Consider the following 24,516-nt stretch of genomic DNA (forward strand, 5'->3'; position numbering starts at 1 on the left):
TCTTTCAACCGAGTGAGGTACTCCCAATGGCCGTTAGCAAGGTTTCCGACGCCGATTTCGAAGCCGAAGTGCTCAAGGCGAACGGCCCCGTGGTCGTCGATTTCTGGGCCGAATGGTGCGGCCCCTGCCGCATGATCGCGCCTGCCCTCGACGAGATCGCCGGCGCGATGGGCGACAAGGTCAAGATCGTGAAGCTCAACGTCGACGAGAGCCCGAAGACCGCCTCCAAGTACGGCGTGATGTCGATCCCGACCCTGATGATCTTCAAGGGCGGCGAGATGGCCTCCCGCCAGGTCGGCGCGGCGCCCAAGGCGAAGCTGCAGCAGTGGATCACCTCCGCGGTCTGATCCGCCTCCAGGTTTATTTTCGGAAACGGCCGGCGAAAGCCGGCCGTTTTGCGTTGATGGGACGTGTTCAGCGTATGACGAGCCCCGCCGTTGCCAGCCCCTCCCGCGAAGCGCGTCCGAAGATCGAGCTCTCTCGTCGCGATGGAGGCGCGTTCGGTCGACGAGATCCCGCGCGGCAAGGAATGGCAATATGAACCCAAGTGGGACGGCTTCCGCTGCCTGCTGTCGTGCGAGGGCGGCAACGTTGATCTGCGCTCGAAATCCGGCGAGGACCTTGCGCGCTATTTCCCCGAGATCGTTGCCGCCGCGCTGAAGCTGAAGGCCGATCGCTTCACGCTCGACGGCGAGATCGTGGTGCCGCAGGGCAAGGGTTTTTCGTTCGACGCGCTGCTGCAGCGAATTCATCCTGCCGCAAGCCGGGTGAAGAAGCTCGCCCAGGAGACGCCCGCGCTCTACCTCGTTTTCGACCTGCTCGCGACGGCCAGGGAGAAGCAGCTTGCCAAGGCGCCGCTCAGCGAGCGACGGCCGGCACTGGAAGCTTTTGCGAAGTCCCATCTCAAGGGCAGCATCTTCCGGCTTTCGCCTGCGACGGCGAGTTATGCCTCGGCCAGGAAATGGCTCGCACAATCCGGCGGCGGCTCGGATGGCGTCATCGCCAAGCGCGTCGACCTGCCTTATCAGGCGGGAAATCGCGACGGCATGCAGAAGATCAAGAAATTCCGCAGCGCCGATTGCGTGGTCGGCGGCTTCCGCTACGCCACCAACAAGATCGCCGGCCGCAACGTGGTCGGCTCGCTGCTGCTCGGACTCTACGACGATGACGGCCTGCTGCATCATGTCGGCTTCACCTCGGCCATCAAGGCACAGGAGAAGCCCGACCTGACCGACCGACTGGAGGCGCTGATCGGCGAGCCCGGCTTCACCGGCAACGCGCCGGGCGGGCCGAGCCGCTGGTCGACCGAACGCTCGGCGAAATGGTGTCCGCTGAAGCCGAAGCTCGTCATCGAGGTCTGCTACGACCATTTCAGCGGCGAGCGCTTCCGCCACGGCACCTCGATCCTGCGCTGGCGCCCCGACAAGGCGCCGCAGCAATGCCGCTTCGAGCAGTTGAAGCAGAAGTTGGCCGACCCGATGAAGCTGTTGAAGTGATGGCCGACGCGCGCGGCCCTACTTGATCCATCCCGTCGCGAGCGCGTTCGCCAGCTCCGGCTGATCGTTGCGGCGCGCCAGCGCGGCCATGGCCTCGTGATCATAGACCACGTTTCGAAACGTCACCTGCCAGGCACCATCGACGAGTTCGAGGATCGCATAGCGCGCGTGGGGGGTGCCTGCCTCGACGACATGCGGGAATGGATGCTTGTCGCGATAACCAGGGCTGCCGACGCTGCCGGGATTGACGATCAGCCGGCCGTCGCGCAAGCGCACGGCACGGGCGAGATGGGTGTGGGCGCACAGGATCAGCGACTGCGTGATCCCTTGCGCAAATTGCTCGATGCGATCGAGCGGCGACAGCGCGACCGTGCCGTCGGGATGCACGGTGTCGAGCCAATAGACTTCATCGCTGCCGGGCGTCGCGTGGCAAAGAAACACCCGCTCACGGAACACGCGCGTCATCGGCTGCGCACGCAGCCAGTCGAGCTGAGCGGCATCGAGCTGTGCGTGGGCGGGCCGGTCCCACGAGCCCATCTTCTCCGGCGGACGGTCGAGCAGATAGCGGTCGTGATTGCCGAGCACGTGTACCGCATCGAGCGTCATCAGGATCTCGATCGTCCGGCGCGCATCGAGCGGGCCACTCAGCATGTCGCCGAGATTGACGATGTCGCCGATGCCGTGCGCGCGGATGTCGGCGAGCACGGCCTCCAGCGCGAGGTAGTTTCCGTGGATATCGGCAATCGCGGCAAAGCGCATTGGCATTTCTCTCTCGTTCCCCGGACGCAGCGCAGCGCCTCTTCAGCGGTGCGCTGCAGAGCCGGGGCCCATGTTGCGGCATTCTGGGTCCCGGCTCTGCGGCTCATCGCTTGCGCGATGCGCCGCGTCCGGGACACGAGACCGTCATGCAGGAGGCGTGCCGTTGATTGCCAGCACGTGGCCCGCCAGATACAGCGAGCCGGTGATCAGGATGCGCGGCGGCACCTCGTAGGCGAGCTTCGCCAAGGCGCGCAGCGCGGCTTCGACGCCGGAAACGGTCTCGACGCGCATGCCGAGGCTGCGCGCGGCATCCGCGAGGCGATCGACCGGCATTGCGTTCTCGGTGTCGGGAATCGGCACGGCGATGATATGACGGGTGAGGCCAGCGAAATTGGCGAGAAATCCCTGCGCGTCCTTGTTGGACATCATGCCCGCGATCACCACCAGCGGCCGCGACACCCGTTCCTCGAGATCGCCGAGCGCCGCCGCTGCGACCCGCCCGCCCTCGGCATTGTGGCCGCCGTCGAGCCATATCTCGGAGCCCTGCGGACCCCAGGACAGCAGTTCGCCCGAGGTGAGGCGCTGCATCCGCGCCGGCCATTCGGCACCGACGATGCCGGCTTCGAACGCGGCGTGGTTGACCTTGATGGCTGGAAGCGCACGCAGCGTCGCGATCGCAAGCCCGGCATTGGCGAATTGGTGGCGGCCGAACAGACGCGGCGCCGGGAGATCCATCAAGCCGCGATCGTCGGAATAGACCAGACGCCCGCGCTCGACATTGACGTGCCAGCTCTCGTTTGCGGCAAACAGCGGCGCACGCATGTGCTTCGCCTGCGCTTCGATCACGGCCATTGCCTCGGGCATTTGCTCAGCGCAAATCACGGGCACGTTGCGCTTGATGATCGCGGCCTTCTCGCCAGCAATCGACGTCAACGTATCGCCGAGGAAATCCATGTGGTCCATGCTGACAGGCGTGATCACGCAGGCCGCCGGCGCATCGACCACGTTGGTCGAATCGAGCCGGCCGCCGAGGCCGACTTCGAGCAGCACCACATCGGCCGGGTTCTGCGCGAACAGGTGAAACGCGGCAGCCGTCTTCAACTCAAACACAGTCGCCGGCTCGCCGGCATTGACGCGCTCGACCTCTTCCAGTGCGGCGCGCAACTCGTCGTCACCGACAAGCACGCCGCCGCCCACGCGGCCGAGCCGGAAGCATTCGTTGATGCGGACGAGATAGGGCGAGGTATAGGCGTGGACGCTCAGACCTGAAGCTTCCAGCGTCGCGCGCAGATAAGCCAGCGTCGAACCCTTGCCGTTGGTGCCGGCGATATGGATCACCGGCGGCAGCTTGCGTTCGGGGTGACCGAGCCGTTCGAGCAGACGGTGCATCCGCTCGAGCCCGAGATCGATGCGCTTCTGATGCAGGGCCGACAGCCGCCCGATCAATTCGCCGAGCGATGTCTTTGCACTGTCAGAGGGGGCGTTCACGCGTGGGGCGCAGCCGGCGCCGTCTCGGCGGCCGATACGATCTGCGCCGGGCTCGCCACCGGCTGCACTGGTTTCGATGCGCCTTCCAGCGCCGGCGCCTTGGTCAGCAGTCGGCAGAGCCGCGCCAGTGTCGGGCGCAACTCGTGACGGTGCACGACCATGTCGACCATGCCGTGCTCCTTGAGGTACTCGGCGCGCTGAAACCCTTCAGGGAGCTTCTCGCGAATGGTCTGCTCGATCACGCGCGCACCGGCAAAGCCGATCAGCGCACCCGGTTCGGCGATCTGCACGTCGCCCAGCATCGCATAGGACGCGGTGACGCCACCGGTGGTCGGATTGGTCAGCACGACGATGTAGGGCAGTTTTGCCTCGCGCAGCATCTGCACCGCAACCGTGGTGCGCGGCATCTGCATCAGCGACAGGATGCCCTCCTGCATGCGCGCGCCGCCCGAGGCGGCGAACACGATGAACGGCGACTTCTTCTCGACCGCGAGCTCCATCCCGCGCACGATGGCCTCGCCTGCGGCCATGCCGAGCGAGCCGCCCATGAAGTCGAAATCCTGCACGGCGACGACGACGGCGGAGCCTTCAAGCTTGCCATAGCCGACCTTGATCGCGTCGTTCAGATTGGTCCGCGCCCGCGCATCCTTGATGCGGTCGACATATTTCTTCTCGTCGCGGAACTTGAGCGGGTCGGGCGTGACATCGGGCAACGCGACGTCGAACCAGGTCTCGTTGTCGAAGATCGACTTCAGACGCGCCACCGCGCCCATGCGCATATGGTAATTCGAGCCGGGAATGACGAACTGGTTGGCCTCGACGTCCTTGTAGAACACGAGCTGCCCGGAATCCGGACATTTGATCCACAGATTCTCCGGCGTCTCCCGCCGCAGCATGTTGCGGATCTTCGGCCGGACCACATTGGTAAGCCAGTTCATGGTTTGCTCCGATGTGCGAACCCGCCTCGCGGATCGCCTGAAGGGATATATGGCGGCCCGCCCTCTGCCCGGCAAGCCGCCGTGTCGCTCGCCTCAAAAGCGGAATTATGGCCTATTCCGCCGCCTGAGACGCGCCCTTGACGCCCTGGGCCAGGGCCGCCGTCAGCTCGGCCACGGCGTTGACGGTTTTGCCGGTCGCCCGCCCCTCCGCATCGAGGCTTTTCTTGAGCGCATCGACCAGTGCCGTGCCAACGACCGCGCCATTGGCATGCGAGGCAATGGCGCGCGCCGTCTCCGGCGTCCGGATGCCGAAGCCGACGCAGACCGGCAGTTTCGTATGCCGCTTGATGCGGGCGACCGCCTCGCTCACCGCCACGGAGTCCGCGGCCGCCGCACCGGTGATGCCGGTGATGGAGACGTAATAGACGAAGCCCGAAGTGTTGGCGAGCACCGCCGGCAGGCGCTTGTCGTCGGTCGTCGGCGTCGCCAGACGGATGAAATTGAGGCCGGCCTTCATCGCGGGCAGGCAGAGCTCGTCGTCTTCCTCCGGCGGCAGGTCGACGATGATGAGACCATCGACGCCCGCGCTCTTCGCATCGACCAGGAACTTGTCGACGCCGTAGATGTAGATCGGATTGTAGTAACCCATCAGCACAATCGGCGTCGCGTTGTCGTCCTTGCGGAAGCCGCGCACCAGCTCGAGCGTCTTCTTCAGCGTCATGCCGGCCTTGAGCGCGCGCAGGCCCGCAGCCTGGATCGACGGGCCGTCTGCCATCGGATCGGTGAACGGCATGCCGATCTCGATCACGTCGGCGCCGGATTTCGGCAGCGCCTTGATGATCTCGAGCGAGGTCGCGGGATCAGGATCGCCGGCCATCAGGAAGGTCACGAAGGCCGAGCGGCCCTGCTTCGCAAGCTCGGCAAAACGGGTGTCGATACGCGTGGTCATGATCCGGCCGCCGCTGTGCTATACCTCTCCCCTCCGGGGAGAGGTCGGCTGCGAAGCAGCCGGGTGAGGGGGATGGAGAGGTTCAAGTCCAGAGCGCGAAGGCTCCGCGAGTCGCAGACGAGCGCCGAAGCAAAGCTTTGGCAAGCGCTGCGCAACAGGCAGCTCGCCCACTGGAAGTTTCGCCGACAGCATCCGATTGATCGGTACATCGTCGACTTCGTGACTTTGGACGGCAAGCTCATCGTTGAAGTGGATGGAGTCACGCATTCCAGCCCAGCGGAAGTCGAACGCGACGAAGTCAGGACCGAAATTCTCGAGGCCTGCGGATTCCTGGTCATTCGGGTCTCGAACACGGATGTGTACGAGAATCTCGAGGGCGTGCTTGAGCTCATCGCATCTTCACTGAGATTCGAGTAAGCGGAGAGCCCCCTCACCCGGCTGCTTCGCAGCCGACCTCTCCCCGGCGGGGAGAGGTGAAGAGAGTGCGACACCCGCCTCACTTGCTCTTGCCCCTCAGGATGTCGCCAACCTGCGGGACGTCCTTGTCGCCGCGGCCGGAGAGATTGACGACCATCAGGTGATCTCTTGCGCGCTTCGGCGCGAGCTCCATCACCTTGGCGATGGCGTGCGCGGGTTCGAGCGCGGGGATGATGCCTTCGAGCTTCGACAGTAGCTGGAACGCGGCGAGCGCCTCGTCGTCCGTCGCGGAGAGATAGTTCACGCGGCCGACCTCATGCAGCCAGGAATGCTCGGGGCCGATGCCGGGATAGTCGAGGCCGGCCGAGATCGAATGCGCGTCCTGGATCTGGCCGTCCGCATCCATCAAGAGGTAGGTGCGGTTGCCGTGCAGCACGCCGGGACGGCCGCCCGCGATCGAGGCCGCATGCAGTTGCGTGAGCCCATGGCCTGCGGCTTCGACTCCGAAGATCTCGACCGTGGGATCATCGAGGAAGGGATGGAACAGGCCCATCGCGTTCGAGCCGCCGCCGATGCAGGCGACCAGCGAGTCCGGCAGGCGTCCTTCGACCTCCTGCATCTGCGCCTTGGTCTCGTTGCCGATGATCGACTGGAAGTCGCGCACCAGCGTCGGATAGGGATGCGGACCTGCGACCGTGCCGATGCAATAGAAGGTGTTGTGCACGTTGGTGACCCAGTCGCGCAGCGCCTCGTTCATGGCGTCCTTGAGCGTGCGCGTGCCCGACTGCACCGGCATCACCTTGGCGCCCAGCATTTCCATGCGGATGACGTTGGGCTGCTGCCGCTCGACGTCGACCGCGCCCATATAGACCACGCATTCCAGGCCAAAGCGCGCGCACAGCGTCGCAGTGGCGACGCCGTGCTGGCCGGCGCCGGTCTCGGCAATGATGCGCTTCTTGCCCATGCGCCGCGCCAGCATGATCTGGCCGAGCACGTTGTTCACCTTGTGCGAGCCGGTGTGGTTCAGCTCTTCGCGCTTGAGGTAGATCTTGGCGCCGCCGAGATGCTCGGTGAGGCGTTCGGCGAAATAGAGCGGCGAAGGCCGGCCGACATAGTTCTTGAGATAGCCGTTCATCTCGGCCTGGAAGGCCGGATCGGCCTTGGCGGCGGTGTAGGCCTTTTCCAGGTCGAGAATCAGCGGCATCAGGGTTTCGGCGACGAAGCGGCCGCCGAAGATGCCGAAATGGCCGCGCTCGTCGGGGCCGCTGCGGTAGGAATTGGGTTTGGCGACGGTCATCGAACACTCAACTCTTGGCTTGTATCTTGGCTGGCGCGCGCGGCGCGAATGAAGGCCTTGATCATCTCGGGATCCTTGACGCCGGGGGCGCTCTCGACACCGGAGGACACGTCGACGCCGCCGGCGCGGGTGACGCGGAGGGCTTCGGTGACGTTGTCGGCGTGAAGCCCGCCCGAGACCATGTAGGGCAGCTTCAGATCGAGATTTTCCAGCAGGTGCCAGTCGAAGGGCTCCCCCAGGCCGCCGGGCCGCGTCGCATCCTTCGGCGCGCGCGCGTCGAACAAAATGCTGTCGGCGACCGCGGCGTAGCCCGGCAGCGCGGCGAGATCGGCCGATGTTGCGACCGGAACCGCCTTCATCACCGGACGGCCGAACCGCTGCTTGATGTCGCGCAGCCGCGCCACGCTCTCCTTGCCATGGAGCTGGAAGATGTCCGGCGACAGCGCATCCATGATGTTGTCGAGCGTGGCGTCGTCGGCATCGACGGTGAGCGCGACCTTGAGCGCGCGCTGCTTCACCTGCCGGCCGAGCTCGCGCCCGGCCTCCAGAGAGAGATGCCGCGGCGACGGCGGAAAGAACACGAACCCCACCATGTCGGCGCCGGCGTCGAGCGCCGTTTGAAGCGTCTCGCGCGTGGACAGGCCGCAGATTTTGACGAGCAGGGACATGGTCTCAAAGCAGATGGAGGCCGCGGGTCCGCGGCCGGAAAACGGGGCTTTCGGTCGGGGCCGCTTCTACAACGTCGCGCGCTGCTTGTCTCGCCCGATGGGCCCGTACAGGCCCACCCCGGAGGGAGAGGGAAGGCGCTGGGGCTCGGGCCTGGCCGCAGCCGCCTGGGCCCGCAGATCGGACAGCTCGGCCCGGGCGGCCCGGGCCTCCGCATCATTCCGGCGCGCCGCGCGCCGCCAGTGCCACTGGCCGAACCAGACGGCTGAGCCGCCGACCACGACGCCCAGCGCGGCCACCAGAATCAGGAGCATGAACAGCGGCAACGTCAGCGACAGTGACGGGTCGTCGGAAATGAAGGGATCGAAGGAGACCGTGACGAAATGCCGGTTGGCGACGGCAAACGCGACCAGGATCAGGCCCAGCGGAATCACGATCAGCGCGGTCAGGAACTTTCGCATCTCGCTTCGCTCGCCTTGAATCAAGCCTGCGGCCGCATCGCGCGCGACCGCGAAAAACCCTGATGCCGGCCCTAGAGCATGATCCGGAAAAGTGTGCCGCGGTTTTCCGAAAAGATCATGCTCAAACAATAAACTAAAGCGCGATCACATCGCGCTTTAGTCTGCCGCGCCGGGATCCGGATGGTCGCGGTTCAGCCGCTCGCGCATTTCCTTGCCGGTCTTGAAGAACGGAACGCTCTTCTGATCGACGGGCACATGGGCGCCGGTGCGTGGATTGCGCCCTGCGCGGGCAGGGCGGTGCTTGACCGAGAAGGCACCGAAGCCGCGCAACTCGACGCGATCACCGCGCGCAAGCGCCGCTACGATCTCTTCGAGAATCGCATTCACAATGTTCTCGACATCCCGCTGGTACAGATGCGGGTTGTGCTCGGCGATACGCTGAACAAGTTCGGATTTGATCATCGAGAGATAGGACCCGGAAGCGTGCGGATGACCATTTCCGTGAAAATACCTTGATCTGTCAAGACGCTAAATCAAGGCTGGGCGTCGCGAAAATACGTGACAAATGCCGAAAAAGCGTGCTGCGACGGCACTCGCCACACGAGAAAACCTTTTGGAACTCGCCTGCCCAGTCAGTTTGATGCGGCCGGCTGCCACAAGGCCAGCATTCCATCCATTCCGAGCCGATCGACCGCCTGCGCGACGCCGGTTTGGCCGATCTGATGCGCAATCGAGCCCAAACCGAGCGCTTCCAGCGTCACGGCGGCGGCCGTCTTGAGGAAAGTAAGATCGCCAAAGCGCGGCTGAAGCTTGTAATCGCGTACCGGAAGCCCCTTCTTGACACCCTTGTGCTCGACCAGCCAGGTCACCGCCGTCTTCTCGTCGCCGATCTGGTCGATCAGCTTGAGATCGATCGCCTGGCGCCCGGTGAAGACACGGCCATCGGCGACTTTTTCGAGCTGCGTGTCATCCATGCCACGCCGCTCCTTCACCATTCCCTTGAACCAGGCGTAGGAATCCTTGACCAGCGCATCGAGCGCGGCGCGCGCCTCGGGACTGGTCGGCTCAAAACCGTTGGGTGCAGCCTTCAGCGGCGAGGACTTCACCTCCTCGACCTTGACGCCGATGGTCTTCAGCAGCTCGGAGACGTTGGGGTACTGGAACAGCACGCCGATCGAGCCGACCAGCGAACTCTGCTGGGCGATGATGTGGTCGCTCGCGATCGCCGTGATGTAGCCGCCCGACGCGGCGAGACCCTCGACGACGACGACCAGCGGTTTCTTCGCCTTCAGCCGGGTGAGCGAGTCGTAGAGCTGCTCGGAGCCGGCAGTGGTGCCACCCGGCGAGTTGATGTGAACGATGACGGCGGCGGCCCCCGAATTCTCCAGCCGCTCCAGCGCCTGGGTGCGCTCGGCATCGCTGCGGATCAATCCATCGATATGAACGCGCGAGATCGAGCCGGCGGATGCGAAGGTGCCGCGCGCCCCGGGTGTCGCGATCAGCGCGAAGCTCGCGATCGCCGCGATCGCGATCAGCGCGGCCATCACACGCCAGAACGTCAGCTTGCGGCGGATCCTGCGGCGATCGACGATGATGTCCGAATCGAGCGACATCGGAATATCTCCAAATGAAAGGCCGGGCGCGTTGTGCCGTCACAGCGTGACCATTGGCTTATCTGGATACATCAATTGCGGCGCATTTTGAAGAAAACAAGGCTGTGGCCGGCAGGAGGCCGCCACACATTCGGCGTCGTCCCCACGAAGGCGGGGACCCATAATCACAGGGAGGCGTGTAACGCGAGGCGCCCACTCCGAGTCGTCGTCAAACGGCACCCTGTGGGTATGGGTCCCGGGCTCGCGCTTCGCGCGCCCCGGGACGACAATCGAGTACGCAGCAACAAAAAAGCCCCGGCTCGCGCCGGGGCTTCGATGCAGCAAAACGGACGTTTCGCTTACTTGCTGTCGCGGTTCTTGAGCGCGGTGCCCAGAATATCGCCGAGCGTCGCGCCCGAATCGGAAGAGCCGTACTGCGCGATGGCTTCCTTTTCTTCGGCGACTTCGAGCGCCTTGATCGACACCTGGACCTTGCGGGCCTTCTTGTCGAACTGGATCACGCGGGCATCGACCTTCTCGCCGACGGCGAAGCGTTCGGCGCGCTGGTCGTTGCGGTCACGCGCGAGCTCGGAGCGCTTGATGAAGGTGGTGAAGTCGGTACCGGCGATCTTCACCTCGATACCGCTCTCCTTCACTTCGAGCACTTCGCAGGTCACGACCGCGCCCTTCTTGACATCGCCCGGCTCGGCGAAGGGGTCGCCTTCGAGCTGCTTGATGCCGAGCGAGATGCGCTCCTTCTCGACGTCCACATCGAGCACCACGGCCTTCACCATGTCGCCCTTCTTGTAGTTGTCGATCACCTGCTCGCCCGGAAGCTTCCAGTCGAGGTCGGAGAGGTGGACCATGCCGTCGACGTCGCCCTCGAGACCCAGGAACAGACCGAACTCGGTCTTGTTCTTGACCTCGCCCTCGACCACCGAACCGGTCGGGTGAGCTTCGACGAAGACCTCCCAGGGGTTGCGCATGGTCTGCTTGAGGCCGAGCGAGATGCGGCGCTTGACGGAATCGACTTCCAGCACCTGCACGTCGACTTCCTGCGAGGTCGAGACGATCTTGCCGGGATGCATGTTCTTCTTTGTCCACGACATCTCGGAGACGTGGATCAGGCCTTCGATGCCCGGCTCGAGCTCGACGAACGCACCGTAGTCGGTGATGTTGGTGACGCGGCCGGTGAAGCGGGCACCCAGCGGGTACTTGGCTTCGATGCCCTGCCACGGATCGTCCAGCAGCTGCTTCATGCCCAGCGAGATGCGGTGCGTCTCGTGGTTGATCTTGATGATCTTGACCTTCACGGTCTGGCCGATCGAGAGCACCTCGGTCGGGTGGTTGACGCGGCGCCACGCGATGTCGGTGACGTGCAGCAGGCCGTCGATGCCGCCGAGGTCGACGAACGCACCGTAATCGGTGATGTTCTTGACCACGCCGTCGATGACCTGACCCTCTTCGAGGTTCTGCACCAGCTCCTGACGCTGCTCGGCGCGGGTCTCTTCCAGCACCGTGCGGCGGGAGACGACGATGTTGCCGCGGCGACGGTCCATCTTGAGGATCTGGAACGGCTGCGAGTTGTTCATCAGCGGCGCAACGTCGCGGATCGGGCGGATGTCGACCTGCGAGCGCGGCAGGAACGCCACGGCACCGTCGAGGTCGACCGTGAAGCCGCCTTTGACCTGGTTGAAGATGACGCCGTTGACCTTCTCGTTGTTCTGGAAGGCCTTCTCGAGCTTGCCCCAGCTCTCTTCGCGGCGCGCCTTGTCGCGGGACAGCACGGCTTCGCCGAGGGCGTTTTCGATGCGATCGAGGAACACTTCCACCTCGTCGCCGACCTTGAGGTCGCTTTCACGGCCGGGGCCGGAAAATTCGCGCAGCGCGACGCGGCCCTCGGTCTTCAGGCCGACGTCGATGACGGCCATGTCCTTTTCAATTGCAACCACCTTGCCCTTAACGACGGAGCTTTCCTGCAGGTTGCCGCCTGCGAAGGACTCGTCGAGCATCGCGGCGAAATCGTCACGCGAGGGGCTATAGGTATCAGCAGAAGTCGAAGCCATTTGTTCTCCAGTTGCGGATCTCTTGCCGGCCGTTGGGTTCATGGGCGCATCGCACGCGCAGTGTCGGAAGGTCCGCAAAACCTTCGAGCGACCGCTCGCTGCCCCGGCTTGGCGCCGGAACAGCGGGAGCGGGCCGGCAGGGGCCCGCGCGTTCGATACGTGGAATCTTTGTCCGGAGCCTGGATCGCGCCGGCCCCGAAACAGGGACCGAGGGTATCGACATCAAAGAGGCGGGAGCGGGCGCTTCCTCCAATGACGGCTGCGGCTTAACCCCGCGACCGGCCCGCTCGGACAGCCTCGATAATGTCGATGGCAGCCCGGACGCCGCCTTCTATATCCAGTTGGGAGTTATCTAGCAAGTGAGCATCCGGGGCCGGTTTCAAAGGCGCAATCGGCCGGTTCTTGTCGCGCTCGTCGCGCTGGATGATGTCGGCGAGCACGGCGGCCTCGTCCGCCTCCTCGCCCCTCGCCCTGGCCTCCATGGTGCGGCGGCGCGCGCGAACCTTGGGGTCTGCCACGACGAAGATCTTCACGTCGGCATGGGGGCAGATCACGGTTCCAATGTCCCGGCCGTCCAGCACCGCCCCGGGCGGATCGGCGGCGAACTGCCGCTGGAAGTTGACAAGGACCTCGCGGACCCTGGGGATCGCCGAGACGATCGAGGCACCCTCGCCGGCCTTCTGGGTCTTCAGCGCGGGATTGCCAAACTTTTCGGGGTCGAGCTCCAACGCGGCCTGCACCGCAGCCGCCTCGTCGTTGAGGTCGTGCCCTGACTGCATCAAGGCATAGGCGACCGCGCGATAGATCACGCCGGTATCGAGATGACGATAGCCGTAATGGTGGGCGAGACGCTTGCCGAGCGTCCCCTTGCCCGAAGCCGCGGGCCCGTCGATGGCGATGATCATGTCACTCAAACCTTGGCTGTCTGCGGCCCGCGCGCTCGTCGCAATGGCCGCTCTTCCGCAAAAATGTTGCGAGACGCGAACTCCGCGGGGCTCGCAAAAGTGAGATATTCGCGCATCGCGTCGGACGGCGATGACGTCGTGAACCATGGCTCGGCAAGGCGCCGCGCCGGATCGCAGACCCACGCTGGCACCCGACCGCCGGCTCGTCCTCGATCGTCTCGTATTGAGCGCAGGCGGTCCCTGCCAGATCGAACGTGTCCACGAATTCGGCCAGGACCGCGTCCCGCGGCGCGCCAGCCCGAATGCGATCGACGGCTTCAGCGAGGGTATTCGGGCGCATCCGCTCCTCCCCCGAGATCCATGTTCTTCAGCAAGAAGCGTTGCTTCTCCGAAGATGCCGCGCTGACGGGAAAATACCGGCCAAGCAGAGCGATGGCTTCCTCTACGGTCGAGATTCCAACCAATTTCATCAAGTTCAAGATATCCAGCCGCTCCGTCTCCCCGCGGACGGGGTCCGTGATGCGGAACGCCTTCAATTTCAGTGCCAGAAGATATTCAGCGGACGGCACCCAAACCTCAAGCCCCGGCGGCGTGCCATCGCGCGGGAAGGTCCCAAATTCCAGATGATCCGCGGCGCGGTCGGCGAGTGGACTGAGATGAAATACGAGGTGGTCGTTGAACCAGTCGGCACCCCATCCATTCCTTGCGGCAATATCGGCCGTTGTTCTTTCCAGCCAATCCGGCAGCGGGCGCTCGAGCTTCGAGACGTCGACATCTTCGGTCGCGAAGCGGAAATTGCTGGCCAGCATGAGGGCCGAGCCGTCATAGACCGCGATCTGAAGCTTTGTTCCGGCGTCGGCCGCAGCACGACCGATCGAATCGAAAGCGTCCAGCAAGGCGTCGCGATCGAAGGCTACGCTCATAGCCGCGGCCTCATGAGAACTCGGCCCCTAGCGAACGCATCATCGGAATGAAATCCGGGAAACTGGTGGCGATGAAAGCGGTGTCGTCGACCGTCACCGGCTGGTCGGAGGCGCAGCCCATCACCAGGGCCGACATCGCGATGCGATGGTCCATGTGGGTGGCGACGGTCCCGCCACCGGGGACATGGCCGCGGCCCTCGACGATCAGATCATCGCCTGAGACCTCGACCTTGACGCCGTTGACGCGGAGCATGGCGGCGGTCGCCTCCAACCGGTCGGATTCCTTGACGCGCAGCTCCTGCAGGCCGCGCATGATCGTCGTGCCCTCGGCGAAGGAGGCTGCGACCGCCAGCACCAGATATTCGTCGATCATCGAGGGCGCGCGCTCCGGCGGCACCTCGACGCCGCGCAGCTTCGAGGCGCGCACGCGCAAGCGCGCCATCGGCTCGCCGGCATCGCCCCGCACTTCGCTCTCCTCGATCGAGGCACCCATTTCGCGCAGCGTGGTGAACAGACCGGTGCGCAGCGGATTGGTCATGACGTCGGACAGCACGATATCGGAGCCCTCGACGACCAGCGCCGCAACAATCGGGAAGGCCGCCGAAGAGGGATCGGCGGGGACGACGACATTAGCGCCATGCAGCTCGGGCTCGCCCACCAGCGTGATGCGGCGGCCGTGCTGACCTTCCTGGGCCGAGGTGATGTCGGCGCCAAAATGCTTCAGCATCAGCTCGGTGTGGTCGCGGCTGGCCTCGCTCTCGATCACGATCGTGGTGCCCGGCGCAGCCAGGCCCGCCAGCAGCACGGCCGATTTGATCTGGGCCGAGGCGACCGGGGTCCTGTAGATGATCGGCAGCGGATCGCGCGCGCCCTGGAGGGTCAGCGGCAGGCGGCCGCCCTCGCCCCCGGACACGACCCTGGCGCCCATCTTTTCCAACGGATCGAGGATCCGGCGCATGGGGCGGCTGCGCAGCGAGGCGTCGCCGTCGAACACCGCCGAGATCGGGCATCCGGCAACGGCGCCCATGACCAGCCGGCAGCCGGTGCCGGAGTTGCCGAAATCCAGCGCCGCCTTGGGCTGGGCGAAGCCCCCAACGCCCACGCCCTGCACCTTCCACGCGAAATCGCCGGTACGCTCGACCCTGGCGCCGAGCGCCTGCATGGATTTGGCTGTGTTGAGGACGTCCTCGCCCTCCAGCAGGCCCGAAATCCTGGTCTCGCCGACCGCGAGCGCGCCCAGGATGAGGGCACGGTGGGAGATCGACTTGTCCCCGGGCACCCGTACTTTCCCGGTCAGGGGACCGCTGGCGCGAGCCCGGAGCGGCCTCGGTTGGTCGGAATGGGTCAAGATTGTGTCCTTGGATGCACCCTCACCGGGCTGCGGCGCAGGTACCACATGGTCCGCGCCTCGTCACGGGCATGTCTTTCTCCTGTAATGCGCTATTGACAGCGGGCCGCCAACTAGCCAAGTGAAACACCGCTTTTTCAGACATTCCCAGGATTCCTGCCGTGGCCAAGTCCGAACTCGGAACCAAACGTATTTGCCCGACCACGGGCAAGAAGTTCTATGACCTCAACAAGAATCCGGTGATCTCGCCCTATACCGGCGAGGTGGTGCCGATCGCCCCGGTGGCGCCCGCTCGCGTCCCCCGCGGCGCCGAAGCCCGGCACGCGGCGACAGCGGATGCCGCGCCGGAGCCGGCGGAGGCCGAAGAATTGGTCTCACTCGAGGAGGCCGATGCCGAGGAAAATACCGGCAAGGTCAAGGCCGTCGTGCCGGAATCCGAGGATGATATCGAGGTCGATGAGACCATCGACGACGACGATGACGATGATTCGACCTTCATTGCCGACGAGGAAGAGGGCGATGAGGACGTGACCGACATCATTGGTGACGTCGGAGGTGATGAAGAGACTTGAGATCAGCCCTGATCTGTGAAAAAGGGTGCACCGCGCGAGTCGCTCGGCTCGCCGGTCCGGGGTGATCGACCAGGTTCACCCCGGTGAAAGACTAAGGGGCCATAGCTCAGCTGGGAGAGCGCTTGCATGGCATGCAAGAGGTCGGCGGTTCGATCCCGCCTGGCTCCACCAGCCTTCGCTGGCTTCGCCAGCTACGGCTCGGCAAGCCCTGTCGTAGCGAAGGCTGCCGCGGCGTAGCCCGAAGGGCGAAGCCGGGCTTCAGGAGATCGAAAGCGGATGTAAGCTTCCCGCGACAGCCGGGGAGCGTGCCGTGAAATACGTTTATATCCTTGAGAGCCTCGATTCCCTTCACTTCTACATCGGCATCACGGATGACCTGCGCGCCCGACTGGCAAAGCACAATGCTGGGGAGGTGCCTCACACCTCGAAATACGCGCCTTGGCGTCTTAAGACGTACATTGCGTTCAGCAACGCGAAGCAAGCGGTCGCGTTCGAGAGATACCTGAAGTCAGCCTCCGGCCGCGCCTTCGCCAAGAAGCGCCTCTAACCCCCTACTCCCCGATCACCGCATTGAGCCTGTTGCGAAGCGCGACGATCTCGTCCTTCATCGCGACCAGTTCCGACACCGAGCAGTCCGACGCCGCAAGGATCGACTGCGGCACGGCGCGGGCCTTTTCCTTGAGCGCGTATCCCTGCGGCGTCAGCGCGATCAGCACCTGGCGCTCGTCCTCGCGCGAGCGGGTGCGCTTGACGAGATGGGCGGCCTCGAGCCGCTTGAGCAGCGGCGTCAGCGTGCCCGAATCCAGGAAGAGCTTCTCGCCGATGTCCTTGACCGGCACGTCGTCGCGCTCCCACAGCACCAGCATCACCAGATATTGCGGATAGGTCAGGCCGAGCCGGTCGAGCAGCGGCTTGTAGACGCGGTTGAAGGCATGCGCTGCGGAATAGACCGCAAAGCAGATCTGGTTGTCGAGCCGCAGCGGCGCGTCCGCTGCCGATGGTTTCCGGGCCATTTGAGAATCTCACGAGGTTCGGCCGCATTGTGCGGCCGGTCGGCGGCACATTCAATTGCGAACAATTAAATGTGAGGTAGCGCAATTTCAATTGCGTGCAATCTAATTGCCTGCAATAAAGATCGCGCCCACCCCAAGATCCAGGAAGACCACAATGTCCGTGAACGTCCTCTACAAGACTAGCGCAAAAGCCACCGGCGGCCGCGACGGCCATGCTGCGACCCTCGACGGCGCGCTCGACGTCAAGCTCACCACGCCGAAGGAGCTCGGCGGCGGTGGCGGCGCCGGCAACAATCCCGAGCAGCTGTTTGCGGCCGGCTATGCCGCCTGCTTCATCGGCGCGATGAAGTTCGTGGCTTCGCAGGGCGGCCCGAAGGTTCCGGCCGACGCCTCCGTCACCTCGACCGTCGGCATCGGACCGCGCTCCGAAGGCGGCTTCGGCCTCGACATCGATCTGGCCGTCTCGCTGCCGGGCCTTGCCCGCACCGAGGCTGAGGCGCTGGTCGCGAAGGCGCATCAGGTGTGCCCCTACTCCAATGCCACACGCGGCAATGTCGACGTTCGCCTGACGGTCGTCTGATCGAAAGTGCGGATGGGCTGGCCCCGGGACCTCCCCGGGCCGGCCGCTTCGCTGTTTTGCCACGCCGCGGCATTGACGCGCGACGGCGCATGCGGCCCCACGCCAGGAGCCATTGCTGCTCCCGGCAAACCTCGCTAGGCCTGTGACCGAACCTCGACACAGGAGAAGCGAAGGCATGAGTTCTGAAGCCGCCCCAGGTGCCATGAGCGGACTGCGCGTCATCGATCTCACGCGCGTGCTCGGCGGTCCCTACTGCACCCAGATCCTCGCCGACCATGGCGCCGACGTGATCAAGGTCGAGCCGCCCGCGGGCGACGAGGTGCGCGAATGGGGTCCTCCCTTCCACGAGGAGGACGCGGCCTATTTCGTCGGCATTAACCGCAACAAGCGCTCGATCGGGCTCGACCTCGCCGCCGAGGGCGGCCGCGCGGTGCTGCTCAAGATGCTGGAGACGGCCGACGTCCTGATCGAGAATTTCAAGCCGGGCACGCTGGAGAAATGGGGCATCGGCAACGAGAGCTTGCGCGAAAAATTCCCGCGCCTCGTGCATTGCCGGATCTGCGGTTTCGGTGCCGATGGCCCGCGCGGCGGCAACCCCGGCTATGACGCCATCATCCAGGCCATGACCGGCATGATCGCAGCGACCGGCTCGCCCGAGAGCGGGCCGATGCGGATCGGCGTGCCGCTGGTCGACATCACCACCGGCCTTTATGCGGCGATCGGCATCCTGATGGCGCTGTCGGAGCGGCAGCGCTCCGGCAAGGGCCAGTTCCTGGAGACGACGCTGTACGAGACCGGTCTTGCCATCATGCATCCGCACACAGCGAACTATTTCATGCATGGCAAGCCGCCGAGCCTCACCGGCAACGAGCACCCTAACCTCGTGCCCTACGCGATCTTCCCGACCAAGACCGACAACATCTTCATCGGCGTCGGCAATGACGGCACCTTCCGCAAGCTCGCCAAGGAGATCGGCAAGCCCGAGCTCGGCACCGACCCGCGCTTTGCCCGCAACAAGGACCGTATCGCCAATCGCGAGGCGCTGCGTGCCGAGCTAGCCGCCGTGTTCAGCCAGCACGAGGCCGAGCCGCTGTGCAATCGCCTGCTCGCGGCAGGCCTGCCCGCTGGCCCCGTGCAGAAGATCGACCAGGCGTTGACCAACCCGCACACGATCTACCGCGGCGATATTATCGAGAAGGACTGGTACAAGGGCGTCGCCTCGCCGATCCGGCTCGATCGTTCAAAGCCGAGCCTGCGCCGCCTGCCGCCGAAATTCAGCCAGCACGCCGCGGAGGTGCTCGGCGAGTTCGGCTACTCCAAGGCCGAGATCGACGCGATGGTCGAGAAGGGCACGGTCTGCGGCCCCGAGCGCAAGCGCTGAGATAAGACCGGGATCGAGCGTCGCCGCAGGTGCGCTCCCTCCCCCGCTTGCGGGGGAGGGCTGGGGAGAGGGTGTCTCCGCGAAGGGACAGTCCCCCAGAGGATAAAGCCCTCACCCGGCGCTGCGCGCCGACCTCTCCCGCAAGCGAGAGACATTTGGAGCCTGCGGCCTGGCCGTCAGCCTCACACAACGATGCCGCACTGCGGCGCGACCACACGCGTGCGGCGCGCACGTCTTCGCCTATTTGACGGCTTCCCTTTTCCAGCGCTTGCCGCTTTCGTTTCGGCCGCTTACACAGTCATGTGAACGTCATATGGTGCTGCTAGCGCAAGCGCTTCTTCAGTGACGGGCAAGGGAGGATTCTTGATGGCTCTTCGACATTTTGGTGCGGCTGCCGCATTTGCACTCACGGTCGGCTTGTCGGCTTCGCCGGCGCTGGCTGTGACCGAAATCCAGTGGTGGCACGCGATGACCGGCGCCAACAACGACGTCATCGTCAAGCTCGCCAACGACTTCAACGCCGCGCAGAGCGACTACAAGGTGATCCCGACCTACAAGGGCAACTACGCCGATACGATGAACGCCGGCATCGCGGCGTTCCGCGCCGGCAACGCGCCGCACATCATGCAGGTGTTCGAGGTCGGCACCGCCACCATGATGGCCGCGACCGGCGCCGTGAAGCCAGTCTACAAGCTGATGGCCGAGACCGGAGAGAAGTTCGATCCGAAGGCCTATCTGCCCGCGATCACCGGCTACTATTCGACCTCGAAGGGCGAGATGCTGTCCTTCCCCTTCAACTCGTCGTCGACCGTCATGTGGGTCAATCTCGACGAGCTGAAGAAGGCGAATGTCGAGATCCCGAAGACCTGGCCTGAAGTGTTCGACGCCGCCAAGAAGCTGCACGACAACGGCCATCCCACCTGCGGCTTCTCCAACTCCTGGGTCACCTGGGTCAATCTCGAGCAGCTCTCCGCCTGGCACAACGTGCCGCTCTCGACCAAGGCCAACGGCCTCGACGGCTTCGACACCGTGCTCACGTTCAACGGCCCGCTCCAGGTCAAGCATCTCGAGAAGCTGGTCGAGCTCCAGAAAGACAAGACCTACGACTATGCCGGCCGCACCAACACCGGCGAAGGCCGCTTCACGTCAGGCGAATGCCCGCTCTACCTGACCTCGTCGGCCTTCTTCGGCAACGTCAAGGCGCAGGCCAAGTTCGCCTTCACCGCGGTGCCGATGCCCTATTATCCCGACGTGAAGGGCGCGCCGCAGAACTCGATCATCGGCGGCGCCTCGCTCTGGATCATGGGCGGCAAGTCGGCGGAAGAATACAAGGGTGTCGCGAAGTTCCTGACCTTCCTCTCCGATACCGATCGTCAGGTCTATATCCACAAATCGTCGGGCTATCTGCCGATCACCAAGGCGGCCTATGAGAAGGCCAAGGCCGAAGGCTTCTACAAGGATCAGCCCTATCTCGAGACCCCGCTGCTCGAGCTGACCAACAAGGAGCCGACCGAGAACTCCCGCGGCCTGCGCCTCGGCAACATGGTGCAGCTCCGCGACGTCTGGGCCGAAGAGATCGAGCAGGCGCTGGCCGGCAAGAAGACCGCCAAGCAGGCGCTGGATTCGGCCGTCGAGCGCGGCAACACGATGCTGCGGCAGTTCGAAAAGACCGCCGTGAAGTAAGGCGACAAGCGGCAGGCCGGTGAAGCCGGCCTGCTGCTGCGGGCATCATGCAAAAGCAAGCCATTTTCCAATCCAAGCTGTTGCCCTACGCGCTGGTTGCGCCGCAGCTCGCGATCGTCCTGATTTTCTTCTACTGGCCTGCCTTGCAGGCGGTGATCCAGTCCTTCCTGCTCCAGGACGCCTTCGGCCTCTCGACCAGCTTCGTCTGGTTCGAGAACTATATCGACCTGTTCAAGGACCCCGCCTATTTCGAGGCGATCCTACGCACCTTCTTCTTCTCGTTCGCGATCGCGGTGTCGTCGCTGTCGTTTGCGCTGCTGCTCGCCGTGATGGCGGACAAGCCGCTGCGCGGCTCGATGCTCTACCGCACGCTGCTGATCTGGCCCTATGCGGTGGCGCCGCCGGTCGTCGGCGTGCTCTGGATCTTCATGCTGCATCCCTCGCTCGGGGTGCTCTCGCGCTATCTGCGCGCCCTGGGCATCGACTGGAATCCGCTGCTCGACGGAGACCAGGCCGCGGCGCTGATCATCCTCGCCGCCGCCTGGAAGCAGATCTCCTACAATTTCCTGTTCTTTCTCGCCGGCCTGCAGAGCATCCCTCGAAGCGTGCTCGAGGCCGCCGCGATCGACGGCGCGCGGCCGATGCGGCGGTTCTGGACCGTGACCTTCCCGCTGCTGTCGCCGACCATCTTCTTCCTCCTGGTCGTCAACATCGTCTACGCCTTCTTCGACACGTTCGGCATCATCGACACCATGACCCGGGGCGGCCCCGGCAAGTCGACCGAGACGCTGGTCTACAAGGTCTATACAGACGGCCTGCTCGGCGGAAATCTCGGCAGCTCCGCGGCACAGTCGGTGATCCTGATGATCATGGTCATCGTGCTGACGGGAATCCAGTTCCGCTTCGTCGAACGCAAGGTGACCTACTGATGGTCGAGGAAGAGGGCTTCCGGCGCTACGTCGCCCACATCATCCTCTGGATCGGGATCGCGATCGTCGCCTTCCCGGTCTATCTCGCCTTCATCGCCTCCACGCAGGACAACGCGGTGATCGCCAACGGCCAGATGTCGCTGCTGCCGGGCGGTCATTTCCTCGAAACCTACTACCAGACGATCTTCGTCGGCACGAGCGGCTCGACCCGCGAGCCGGTCGGCAACATGATGCTGAACTCGCTGGTGATGGCGCTGCTGATCGCCGTCGGCAAGATCGCGATCTCGATCATCTCGGCCTATGCGATCGTGTATTTCCGCTTTCCGTTCCGGATGCCGATCTTCTGGCTGATCTTCATCACCCTGATGCTGCCGGTCGAGGTGCGCATCTATCCGACCTACAAGATCGTCGCCGATCTGCACATGCTCGACAGCTATGCCGGCCTGTCGCTGCCGCTGATCGCCTCGGCCACCGCGACGCTGCTGTTCCGCCAGTTCTTCATGACGGTGCCGGACGAGCTGCTGGAGGCCTCACGCATCGACGGCGCAGGTCCCTTCCGCTTCTTCTGGGATACGCTGCTGCCGCTGTCGCGCACCAACATGGCGGCGCTGTTCGTGATCCTGTTCATCCTCGGCTGGAATCAGTATCTCTGGCCGCTGCTGATCACCACGCGCGACGACATGCAGACTATCCAGGTCGGCATCCGCAAGATGATCACCACCACCGACGCGCTGACAGAATGGCCGATCGTGATGGCGACCGCCGTGCTGGCCATGCTGCCGCCGGTGTTCGTCGTCGTCGTCATGCAGAAGCTGTTCGTGCGCGGACTGGTCGAGACCGAGAAGTAAGAAGTGAGTTCTGATGGCTAACGTCACCCTGCGCAACGTCCGCAAGACCTATCCCGGCGGCTTCGAGGCCATCAAGGGCGTCGACGTCGATGTCGGCGACGGCCAGTTCTGCGTGCTGGTCGGACCCAGCGGCTGCGGCAAGTCCACGCTGCTGCGCATGGTCGCGGGACTCGAAACGGTCACCGGCGGCGAGATCGACATCGGCGGCCGCGTCGTCAACGGAATCGAGCCCGCCGATCGCGACATCGCGATGGTGTTCCAGAACTACGCGCTCTATCCGCATATGAGCGTCTACAACAACATGGCCTATGGTCTGCGCAATCGCGGCATGGCGGAAGCGGAGATCAGGACCCGCGTCGACGAAGCCGCGCGCATCCTCGAGCTCACGTCGATGCTGGAGCGCAAGCCGCGCCAGCTCTCCGGCGGCCAGCGCCAGCGCGTCGCCATGGGCCGCGCCATCGTGCGCCAGCCCAAGGTGTTCCTGTTCGACGAGCCGCTCTCCAACTTAGACGCCAAGCTGCGCATCGCGATGCGGGTCGAGATCCGCAAATTGCAGCGCCGGCTCAACACGACATCGATCTACGTCACCCATGACCAGCTCGAGGCGATGACGCTCGCCGACATCCTCGTCGTGATGAACGGCGGCCAGGTCGAGCAGGTCGGCAATCCCCTCGCAATCTACGAGAAGCCGGCGACGACCTTCGTCGCCTCCTTCATCGGCGCGCCCCCGATGAACTTGATGTCGACGCGCCCCGAGGAAATCCGGTCCCAGCTCGCCGGGAGCGCTGCGGCCGACGCCGGCATCCTCGGCATCCGCCCGGAAGACTTCGTCATCACCGATCAGACGCCCGCCGGCGGCGTCACGCTGCCGCTCACCGTGGAAGCGATCGAGCGCGTCGGCGCCGAAACCTTCGTCTACGGCTCCCGCGAGCACGAGGACCAGCGCGTCGCCGCCACGCCCGGCGAGCTGCCGCCCGGCGAGATCATCGTCCGCATTCCCGGAACCGAGGCGCCACCTATTGGCGCGAGAATCCGCGTCGCCGCGGCGCGGGCGAAGCTGCATCTGTTCAGCGGCGATGGGCGGACGCGGTTGGAGGCCTGACGGCTCCAGAGGGCCGATCGATCAAAACCGCGAAAACAACCCCATGCACAGTAGAAGGGGGTTTGTTTTCATTGGGGAAATTCAACGGCTGTTTCGTCATGCCCGGGCTTGCCCCAGACATCCTCGTTCTGCTGCGAGGAAGGTTCGGGATGGCCGGGACAAGCCCGGCCATGACGATCATTGACGCATCCGCGCCGCTGCATGAGCCCGGCGACGGACGGCCACGGCCCGTCCACAGCCCCCCCGCTACGTCCTTGAACCCACAAGGGAACGTGCCCATATTGCTGATCAAGGGGTGCCTTGACGGGCCCTGAAACACCAAAGTCGCTTCTGCGAGGACTTTGTAAACTATGTCTCGTGTTCCAACGCTCTCCAGTCCCTTTCTGCTGGGCTTCGACGAGATCGAGCGCGTGCTCGACCGTGTCGTCAAAGGCGCCGACGGCTACCCTCCCTACAATATCGAGAGGTGCGGCGGATCGGACGGCCAGCCCGAGCGTTTGCGCATCACGCTGGCGGTCGCCGGATTTACGCGCGACCAACTCGATGTAACCATTGAGGAAAACCAGCTCGTGATCCGCGGGCGGCAGCAGGACGACAAGACCCGGCAATACATCCATCGCGGCATCGCCGCGCGCCACTTCCAGCGCACCTTCGTGCTGGCGGAGGGGATGCTGGTGCTGGGTGCGGATCTGAAGAACGGGCTGCTGTCGATCGATCTGGCCCGGCCAGAGCCGGAGAGGATCGTTAAGACAATCGCTATCAATGAGCACGAATAATGGAACGAGTAGCGGACTCGACCGCTTAGTGTTCCAGAGGAGTCGAGACCATGAGTGAAGGTCACGTTGCGTTCGAATACGAAGCCAAGAACGTCTCTCCGGAGACGCTGGCAACTCTGGGCGAAGGTCATATCGCCTATGTGAAGCAGATCCGCTCGGAGGACGTTCCGGGCCTGTTTCCCGAGGCGCCGAAGATTGCGCCGGGCCTCAAGCTTTTCGCGCTCCACGCCGCCGACGGCACGCCGATCATGCTGACCGACAGCCGCGAAGCCGCGGTCGCCAACGCCTGGAGCAACGAGCTGCAAGCGGTGAGCGTGCACTGAGCGC

The 24,516-nt window shown here is 64.5% G+C and carries 27 protein-coding genes and 1 tRNA gene; 14 read left to right on the forward strand and 14 right to left on the reverse strand.

All coding sequences use genetic code 11. From position 1 onward, the window contains the following. Nucleotides 1-26 precede the first annotated feature (26 nt). Both trxA and ACM42_RS15375 read left to right on the forward strand, forming a co-directional pair. Nucleotides 27-347 (forward strand): thioredoxin, encoded by a 321-nt coding sequence (trxA, locus tag ACM42_RS15370; RefSeq protein WP_008540017.1) that lies wholly within the window; start codon nt 27-29, stop codon nt 345-347. Between the two features lie 141 nt (nt 348-488). Further along, nucleotides 489-1,496, forward strand: a complete 1,008-nt coding sequence (locus tag ACM42_RS15375; RefSeq protein ID WP_271528721.1) for an ATP-dependent DNA ligase — start codon at nt 489-491, stop codon at nt 1,494-1,496. An 18-nt stretch (nt 1,497-1,514) separates the two neighbouring features. Here the strand turns inward: ACM42_RS15375 and ACM42_RS15380 are convergent, their stop codons facing one another. The 4 genes from ACM42_RS15380 to trpA all read right to left on the reverse strand — a co-directional run bounded on the left by ACM42_RS15380 (nt 1,515) and on the right by trpA (nt 5,630). Continuing rightward, nucleotides 1,515-2,255, reverse strand: a complete 741-nt coding sequence (locus ACM42_RS15380) for a metallophosphoesterase family protein (protein WP_271528976.1) — start codon at nt 2,253-2,255, stop codon at nt 1,515-1,517. A 144-nt stretch (nt 2,256-2,399) separates the two neighbouring features. After that, nucleotides 2,400-3,743: a bifunctional folylpolyglutamate synthase/dihydrofolate synthase gene (locus tag ACM42_RS15385; protein ID WP_271528722.1), complete on the reverse strand. Its 1,344-nt coding sequence runs from the start codon at nt 3,741-3,743 to the stop codon at nt 2,400-2,402. Next, nucleotides 3,740-4,681 carry an acetyl-CoA carboxylase, carboxyltransferase subunit beta gene (gene accD, locus ACM42_RS15390; protein WP_271528723.1) on the reverse strand — a complete coding sequence of 314 codons (942 nt, stop codon included), beginning with the start codon at nt 4,679-4,681 and terminating at the stop codon, nt 3,740-3,742. Before accD ends, ACM42_RS15385 begins: the two co-directional genes overlap by 4 nt. Before the next feature lie 112 nt (nt 4,682-4,793). After that, nucleotides 4,794-5,630, reverse strand: a complete 837-nt coding sequence (gene trpA, locus ACM42_RS15395) for a tryptophan synthase subunit alpha (RefSeq protein ID WP_271528724.1) — start codon at nt 5,628-5,630, stop codon at nt 4,794-4,796. A 72-nt stretch (nt 5,631-5,702) separates the two neighbouring features. Here trpA and ACM42_RS15400 point away from each other — a divergent pair, with 72 nt between their 5' ends. Then, nucleotides 5,703-6,047: an endonuclease domain-containing protein gene (locus tag ACM42_RS15400; RefSeq protein ID WP_271528725.1), complete on the forward strand. Its 345-nt coding sequence runs from the start codon at nt 5,703-5,705 to the stop codon at nt 6,045-6,047. Between the two features lie 79 nt (nt 6,048-6,126). Here ACM42_RS15400 and trpB read toward each other — a convergent pair whose 3' ends face one another. The 9 genes from trpB to aroA form a co-directional block, all read right to left on the reverse strand. Continuing rightward, nucleotides 6,127-7,344 (reverse strand): tryptophan synthase subunit beta, encoded by a 1,218-nt coding sequence (gene trpB / locus ACM42_RS15405; protein ID WP_271528726.1) that lies wholly within the window; start codon nt 7,342-7,344, stop codon nt 6,127-6,129. Continuing rightward, on the reverse strand, nt 7,341-8,012 hold the full coding sequence (locus ACM42_RS15410; protein WP_271528727.1) for a phosphoribosylanthranilate isomerase: 672 nt from the start codon (nt 8,010-8,012) through the stop codon (nt 7,341-7,343). The genes trpB and ACM42_RS15410 overlap by 4 nt, the downstream gene beginning before the upstream one ends. Nucleotides 8,013-8,078: 66 nt before the next feature. Next, nucleotides 8,079-8,471, reverse strand: coding sequence for a lipopolysaccharide assembly protein LapA domain-containing protein (locus ACM42_RS15415; RefSeq protein ID WP_271528728.1), 393 nt, complete (start codon nt 8,469-8,471; stop codon nt 8,079-8,081). 156 nt (nt 8,472-8,627) lie between these two features. Beyond that, complete coding sequence (locus ACM42_RS15420; protein ID WP_008539997.1) at nt 8,628-8,933, reverse strand: integration host factor subunit beta; 306 nt, start codon at nt 8,931-8,933, stop codon at nt 8,628-8,630. Nucleotides 8,934-9,103: 170 nt separating this feature from the next. Then, a complete protein-coding gene (sppA, locus tag ACM42_RS15425; RefSeq protein WP_271528729.1) occupies nt 9,104-10,084 on the reverse strand; it encodes a signal peptide peptidase SppA in 981 nt (326 codons plus the stop codon). Nucleotides 10,085-10,422: 338 nt separating this feature from the next. Next, a complete protein-coding gene (gene rpsA / locus ACM42_RS15430) occupies nt 10,423-12,129 on the reverse strand; it encodes a 30S ribosomal protein S1 (RefSeq protein ID WP_194390595.1) in 1,707 nt (568 codons plus the stop codon). A gap of 266 nt (nt 12,130-12,395) precedes the next feature. After that, nucleotides 12,396-13,034 (reverse strand): (d)CMP kinase, encoded by a 639-nt coding sequence (gene cmk / locus ACM42_RS15435; RefSeq protein ID WP_271528730.1) that lies wholly within the window; start codon nt 13,032-13,034, stop codon nt 12,396-12,398. Nucleotides 13,035-13,351: 317 nt separating this feature from the next. Then, on the reverse strand, nt 13,352-13,957 hold the full coding sequence (locus ACM42_RS15440) for a hypothetical protein (protein WP_271528731.1): 606 nt from the start codon (nt 13,955-13,957) through the stop codon (nt 13,352-13,354). Nucleotides 13,958-13,967: 10 nt separating this feature from the next. Next, nucleotides 13,968-15,305 carry a 3-phosphoshikimate 1-carboxyvinyltransferase gene (gene aroA / locus ACM42_RS15445; protein ID WP_271528732.1) on the reverse strand — a complete coding sequence of 446 codons (1,338 nt, stop codon included), beginning with the start codon at nt 15,303-15,305 and terminating at the stop codon, nt 13,968-13,970. Nucleotides 15,306-15,466: 161 nt separating this feature from the next. On the opposite strand from aroA, the gene ACM42_RS15450 reads away from it, so the two are divergent. From ACM42_RS15450 to ACM42_RS15460, 3 genes are all read left to right on the forward strand, one after another. Continuing rightward, nucleotides 15,467-15,877 carry a TIGR02300 family protein gene (locus ACM42_RS15450; protein ID WP_035673723.1) on the forward strand — a complete coding sequence of 137 codons (411 nt, stop codon included), beginning with the start codon at nt 15,467-15,469 and terminating at the stop codon, nt 15,875-15,877. 95 nt (nt 15,878-15,972) lie between these two features. Next, a tRNA-Ala gene (locus ACM42_RS15455) sits at nt 15,973-16,048 on the forward strand. Between the two features lie 139 nt (nt 16,049-16,187). Then, on the forward strand, nt 16,188-16,424 hold the full coding sequence (locus tag ACM42_RS15460) for a GIY-YIG nuclease family protein (RefSeq protein WP_271528733.1): 237 nt from the start codon (nt 16,188-16,190) through the stop codon (nt 16,422-16,424). Nucleotides 16,425-16,428: 4 nt separating this feature from the next. On the opposite strand, the gene ACM42_RS15465 is transcribed toward ACM42_RS15460, so the two are convergent. Further along, a complete protein-coding gene (locus ACM42_RS15465) occupies nt 16,429-16,890 on the reverse strand; it encodes a MarR family winged helix-turn-helix transcriptional regulator (protein ID WP_271528734.1) in 462 nt (153 codons plus the stop codon). 154 nt (nt 16,891-17,044) lie between these two features. Here ACM42_RS15465 and ACM42_RS15470 point away from each other — a divergent pair, with 154 nt between their 5' ends. From ACM42_RS15470 to ACM42_RS15505, 8 genes are all read left to right on the forward strand, one after another. Then, complete coding sequence (locus ACM42_RS15470) at nt 17,045-17,470, forward strand: organic hydroperoxide resistance protein (protein WP_194390598.1); 426 nt, start codon at nt 17,045-17,047, stop codon at nt 17,468-17,470. 175 nt (nt 17,471-17,645) lie between these two features. Then, nucleotides 17,646-18,851: a CaiB/BaiF CoA transferase family protein gene (locus tag ACM42_RS15475; RefSeq protein WP_271528735.1), complete on the forward strand. Its 1,206-nt coding sequence runs from the start codon at nt 17,646-17,648 to the stop codon at nt 18,849-18,851. A gap of 366 nt (nt 18,852-19,217) precedes the next feature. Further along, nucleotides 19,218-20,534 (forward strand): sn-glycerol-3-phosphate ABC transporter substrate-binding protein UgpB, encoded by a 1,317-nt coding sequence (gene ugpB / locus ACM42_RS15480; protein ID WP_271528736.1) that lies wholly within the window; start codon nt 19,218-19,220, stop codon nt 20,532-20,534. Nucleotides 20,535-20,581: 47 nt separating this feature from the next. After that, nucleotides 20,582-21,463 (forward strand): sn-glycerol-3-phosphate ABC transporter permease UgpA, encoded by an 882-nt coding sequence (gene ugpA, locus ACM42_RS15485; protein ID WP_028180123.1) that lies wholly within the window; start codon nt 20,582-20,584, stop codon nt 21,461-21,463. After that, entirely contained in the window at nt 21,463-22,311 is an 849-nt protein-coding gene (ugpE, locus tag ACM42_RS15490) for a sn-glycerol-3-phosphate ABC transporter permease UgpE (RefSeq protein ID WP_028180124.1), read from the forward strand. The genes ugpA and ugpE overlap by 1 nt, the downstream gene beginning before the upstream one ends. Before the next feature lie 13 nt (nt 22,312-22,324). Further along, on the forward strand, nt 22,325-23,413 hold the full coding sequence (locus ACM42_RS15495; protein ID WP_271528738.1) for a sn-glycerol-3-phosphate import ATP-binding protein UgpC: 1,089 nt from the start codon (nt 22,325-22,327) through the stop codon (nt 23,411-23,413). 350 nt (nt 23,414-23,763) lie between these two features. Further along, on the forward strand, nt 23,764-24,189 hold the full coding sequence (locus tag ACM42_RS15500; protein WP_035704151.1) for an Hsp20 family protein: 426 nt from the start codon (nt 23,764-23,766) through the stop codon (nt 24,187-24,189). Nucleotides 24,190-24,239: 50 nt separating this feature from the next. Continuing rightward, nucleotides 24,240-24,512 carry a DUF1150 family protein gene (locus ACM42_RS15505; protein ID WP_011083553.1) on the forward strand — a complete coding sequence of 91 codons (273 nt, stop codon included), beginning with the start codon at nt 24,240-24,242 and terminating at the stop codon, nt 24,510-24,512. The last annotated feature ends 4 nt before the right edge of the window (nt 24,513-24,516 follow it).

This window comes from Bradyrhizobium sp. CCBAU 25338 (genome assembly GCF_028128965.1).
Lineage (GTDB): Bacteria > Pseudomonadota > Alphaproteobacteria > Rhizobiales > Xanthobacteraceae > Bradyrhizobium > Bradyrhizobium liaoningense.

Excerpts from the sequence above, each read along its gene's own strand:
- ugpB (WP_271528736.1), top strand. The coding sequence starts at position 19,218 with ATGGCTCTTCGACATTTTGGTGCGGCTGCCGCATTTGCACTCACGGTC.
- ACM42_RS15420 (WP_008539997.1), bottom strand. The coding sequence starts at position 8,933 with ATGATCAAATCCGAACTTGTTCAGCGTATCGCCGAGCACAACCCGCAT.
- trxA (WP_008540017.1), top strand. The coding sequence starts at position 27 with ATGGCCGTTAGCAAGGTTTCCGACGCCGATTTCGAAGCCGAAGTGCTC.
- ugpE (WP_028180124.1), top strand. The coding sequence starts at position 21,463 with ATGGTCGAGGAAGAGGGCTTCCGGCGCTACGTCGCCCACATCATCCTC.
- rpsA (WP_194390595.1), bottom strand. The coding sequence starts at position 12,129 with ATGGCTTCGACTTCTGCTGATACCTATAGCCCCTCGCGTGACGATTTC.
- ACM42_RS15380 (WP_271528976.1), bottom strand. The coding sequence starts at position 2,255 with ATGCGCTTTGCCGCGATTGCCGATATCCACGGAAACTACCTCGCGCTG.
- ACM42_RS15415 (WP_271528728.1), bottom strand. The coding sequence starts at position 8,471 with ATGCGAAAGTTCCTGACCGCGCTGATCGTGATTCCGCTGGGCCTGATC.
- ACM42_RS15465 (WP_271528734.1), bottom strand. The coding sequence starts at position 16,890 with ATGGCCCGGAAACCATCGGCAGCGGACGCGCCGCTGCGGCTCGACAAC.
- ugpA (WP_028180123.1), top strand. The coding sequence starts at position 20,582 with ATGCAAAAGCAAGCCATTTTCCAATCCAAGCTGTTGCCCTACGCGCTG.
- ACM42_RS15375 (WP_271528721.1), top strand. The coding sequence starts at position 489 with ATGGAGGCGCGTTCGGTCGACGAGATCCCGCGCGGCAAGGAATGGCAA.
- ACM42_RS15495 (WP_271528738.1), top strand. The coding sequence starts at position 22,325 with ATGGCTAACGTCACCCTGCGCAACGTCCGCAAGACCTATCCCGGCGGC.
- accD (WP_271528723.1), bottom strand. The coding sequence starts at position 4,681 with ATGAACTGGCTTACCAATGTGGTCCGGCCGAAGATCCGCAACATGCTG.
- ACM42_RS15410 (WP_271528727.1), bottom strand. The coding sequence starts at position 8,012 with ATGTCCCTGCTCGTCAAAATCTGCGGCCTGTCCACGCGCGAGACGCTT.
- ACM42_RS15470 (WP_194390598.1), top strand. The coding sequence starts at position 17,045 with ATGTCCGTGAACGTCCTCTACAAGACTAGCGCAAAAGCCACCGGCGGC.
- sppA (WP_271528729.1), bottom strand. The coding sequence starts at position 10,084 with ATGTCGCTCGATTCGGACATCATCGTCGATCGCCGCAGGATCCGCCGC.
- ACM42_RS15505 (WP_011083553.1), top strand. The coding sequence starts at position 24,240 with ATGAGTGAAGGTCACGTTGCGTTCGAATACGAAGCCAAGAACGTCTCT.
- trpA (WP_271528724.1), bottom strand. The coding sequence starts at position 5,630 with ATGACCACGCGTATCGACACCCGTTTTGCCGAGCTTGCGAAGCAGGGC.
- trpB (WP_271528726.1), bottom strand. The coding sequence starts at position 7,344 with ATGACCGTCGCCAAACCCAATTCCTACCGCAGCGGCCCCGACGAGCGC.
- ACM42_RS15500 (WP_035704151.1), top strand. The coding sequence starts at position 23,764 with ATGTCTCGTGTTCCAACGCTCTCCAGTCCCTTTCTGCTGGGCTTCGAC.
- ACM42_RS15400 (WP_271528725.1), top strand. The coding sequence starts at position 5,703 with ATGGAGAGGTTCAAGTCCAGAGCGCGAAGGCTCCGCGAGTCGCAGACG.
- ACM42_RS15475 (WP_271528735.1), top strand. The coding sequence starts at position 17,646 with ATGAGTTCTGAAGCCGCCCCAGGTGCCATGAGCGGACTGCGCGTCATC.
- cmk (WP_271528730.1), bottom strand. The coding sequence starts at position 13,034 with ATGATCATCGCCATCGACGGGCCCGCGGCTTCGGGCAAGGGGACGCTC.
- ACM42_RS15440 (WP_271528731.1), bottom strand. The coding sequence starts at position 13,957 with ATGAGCGTAGCCTTCGATCGCGACGCCTTGCTGGACGCTTTCGATTCG.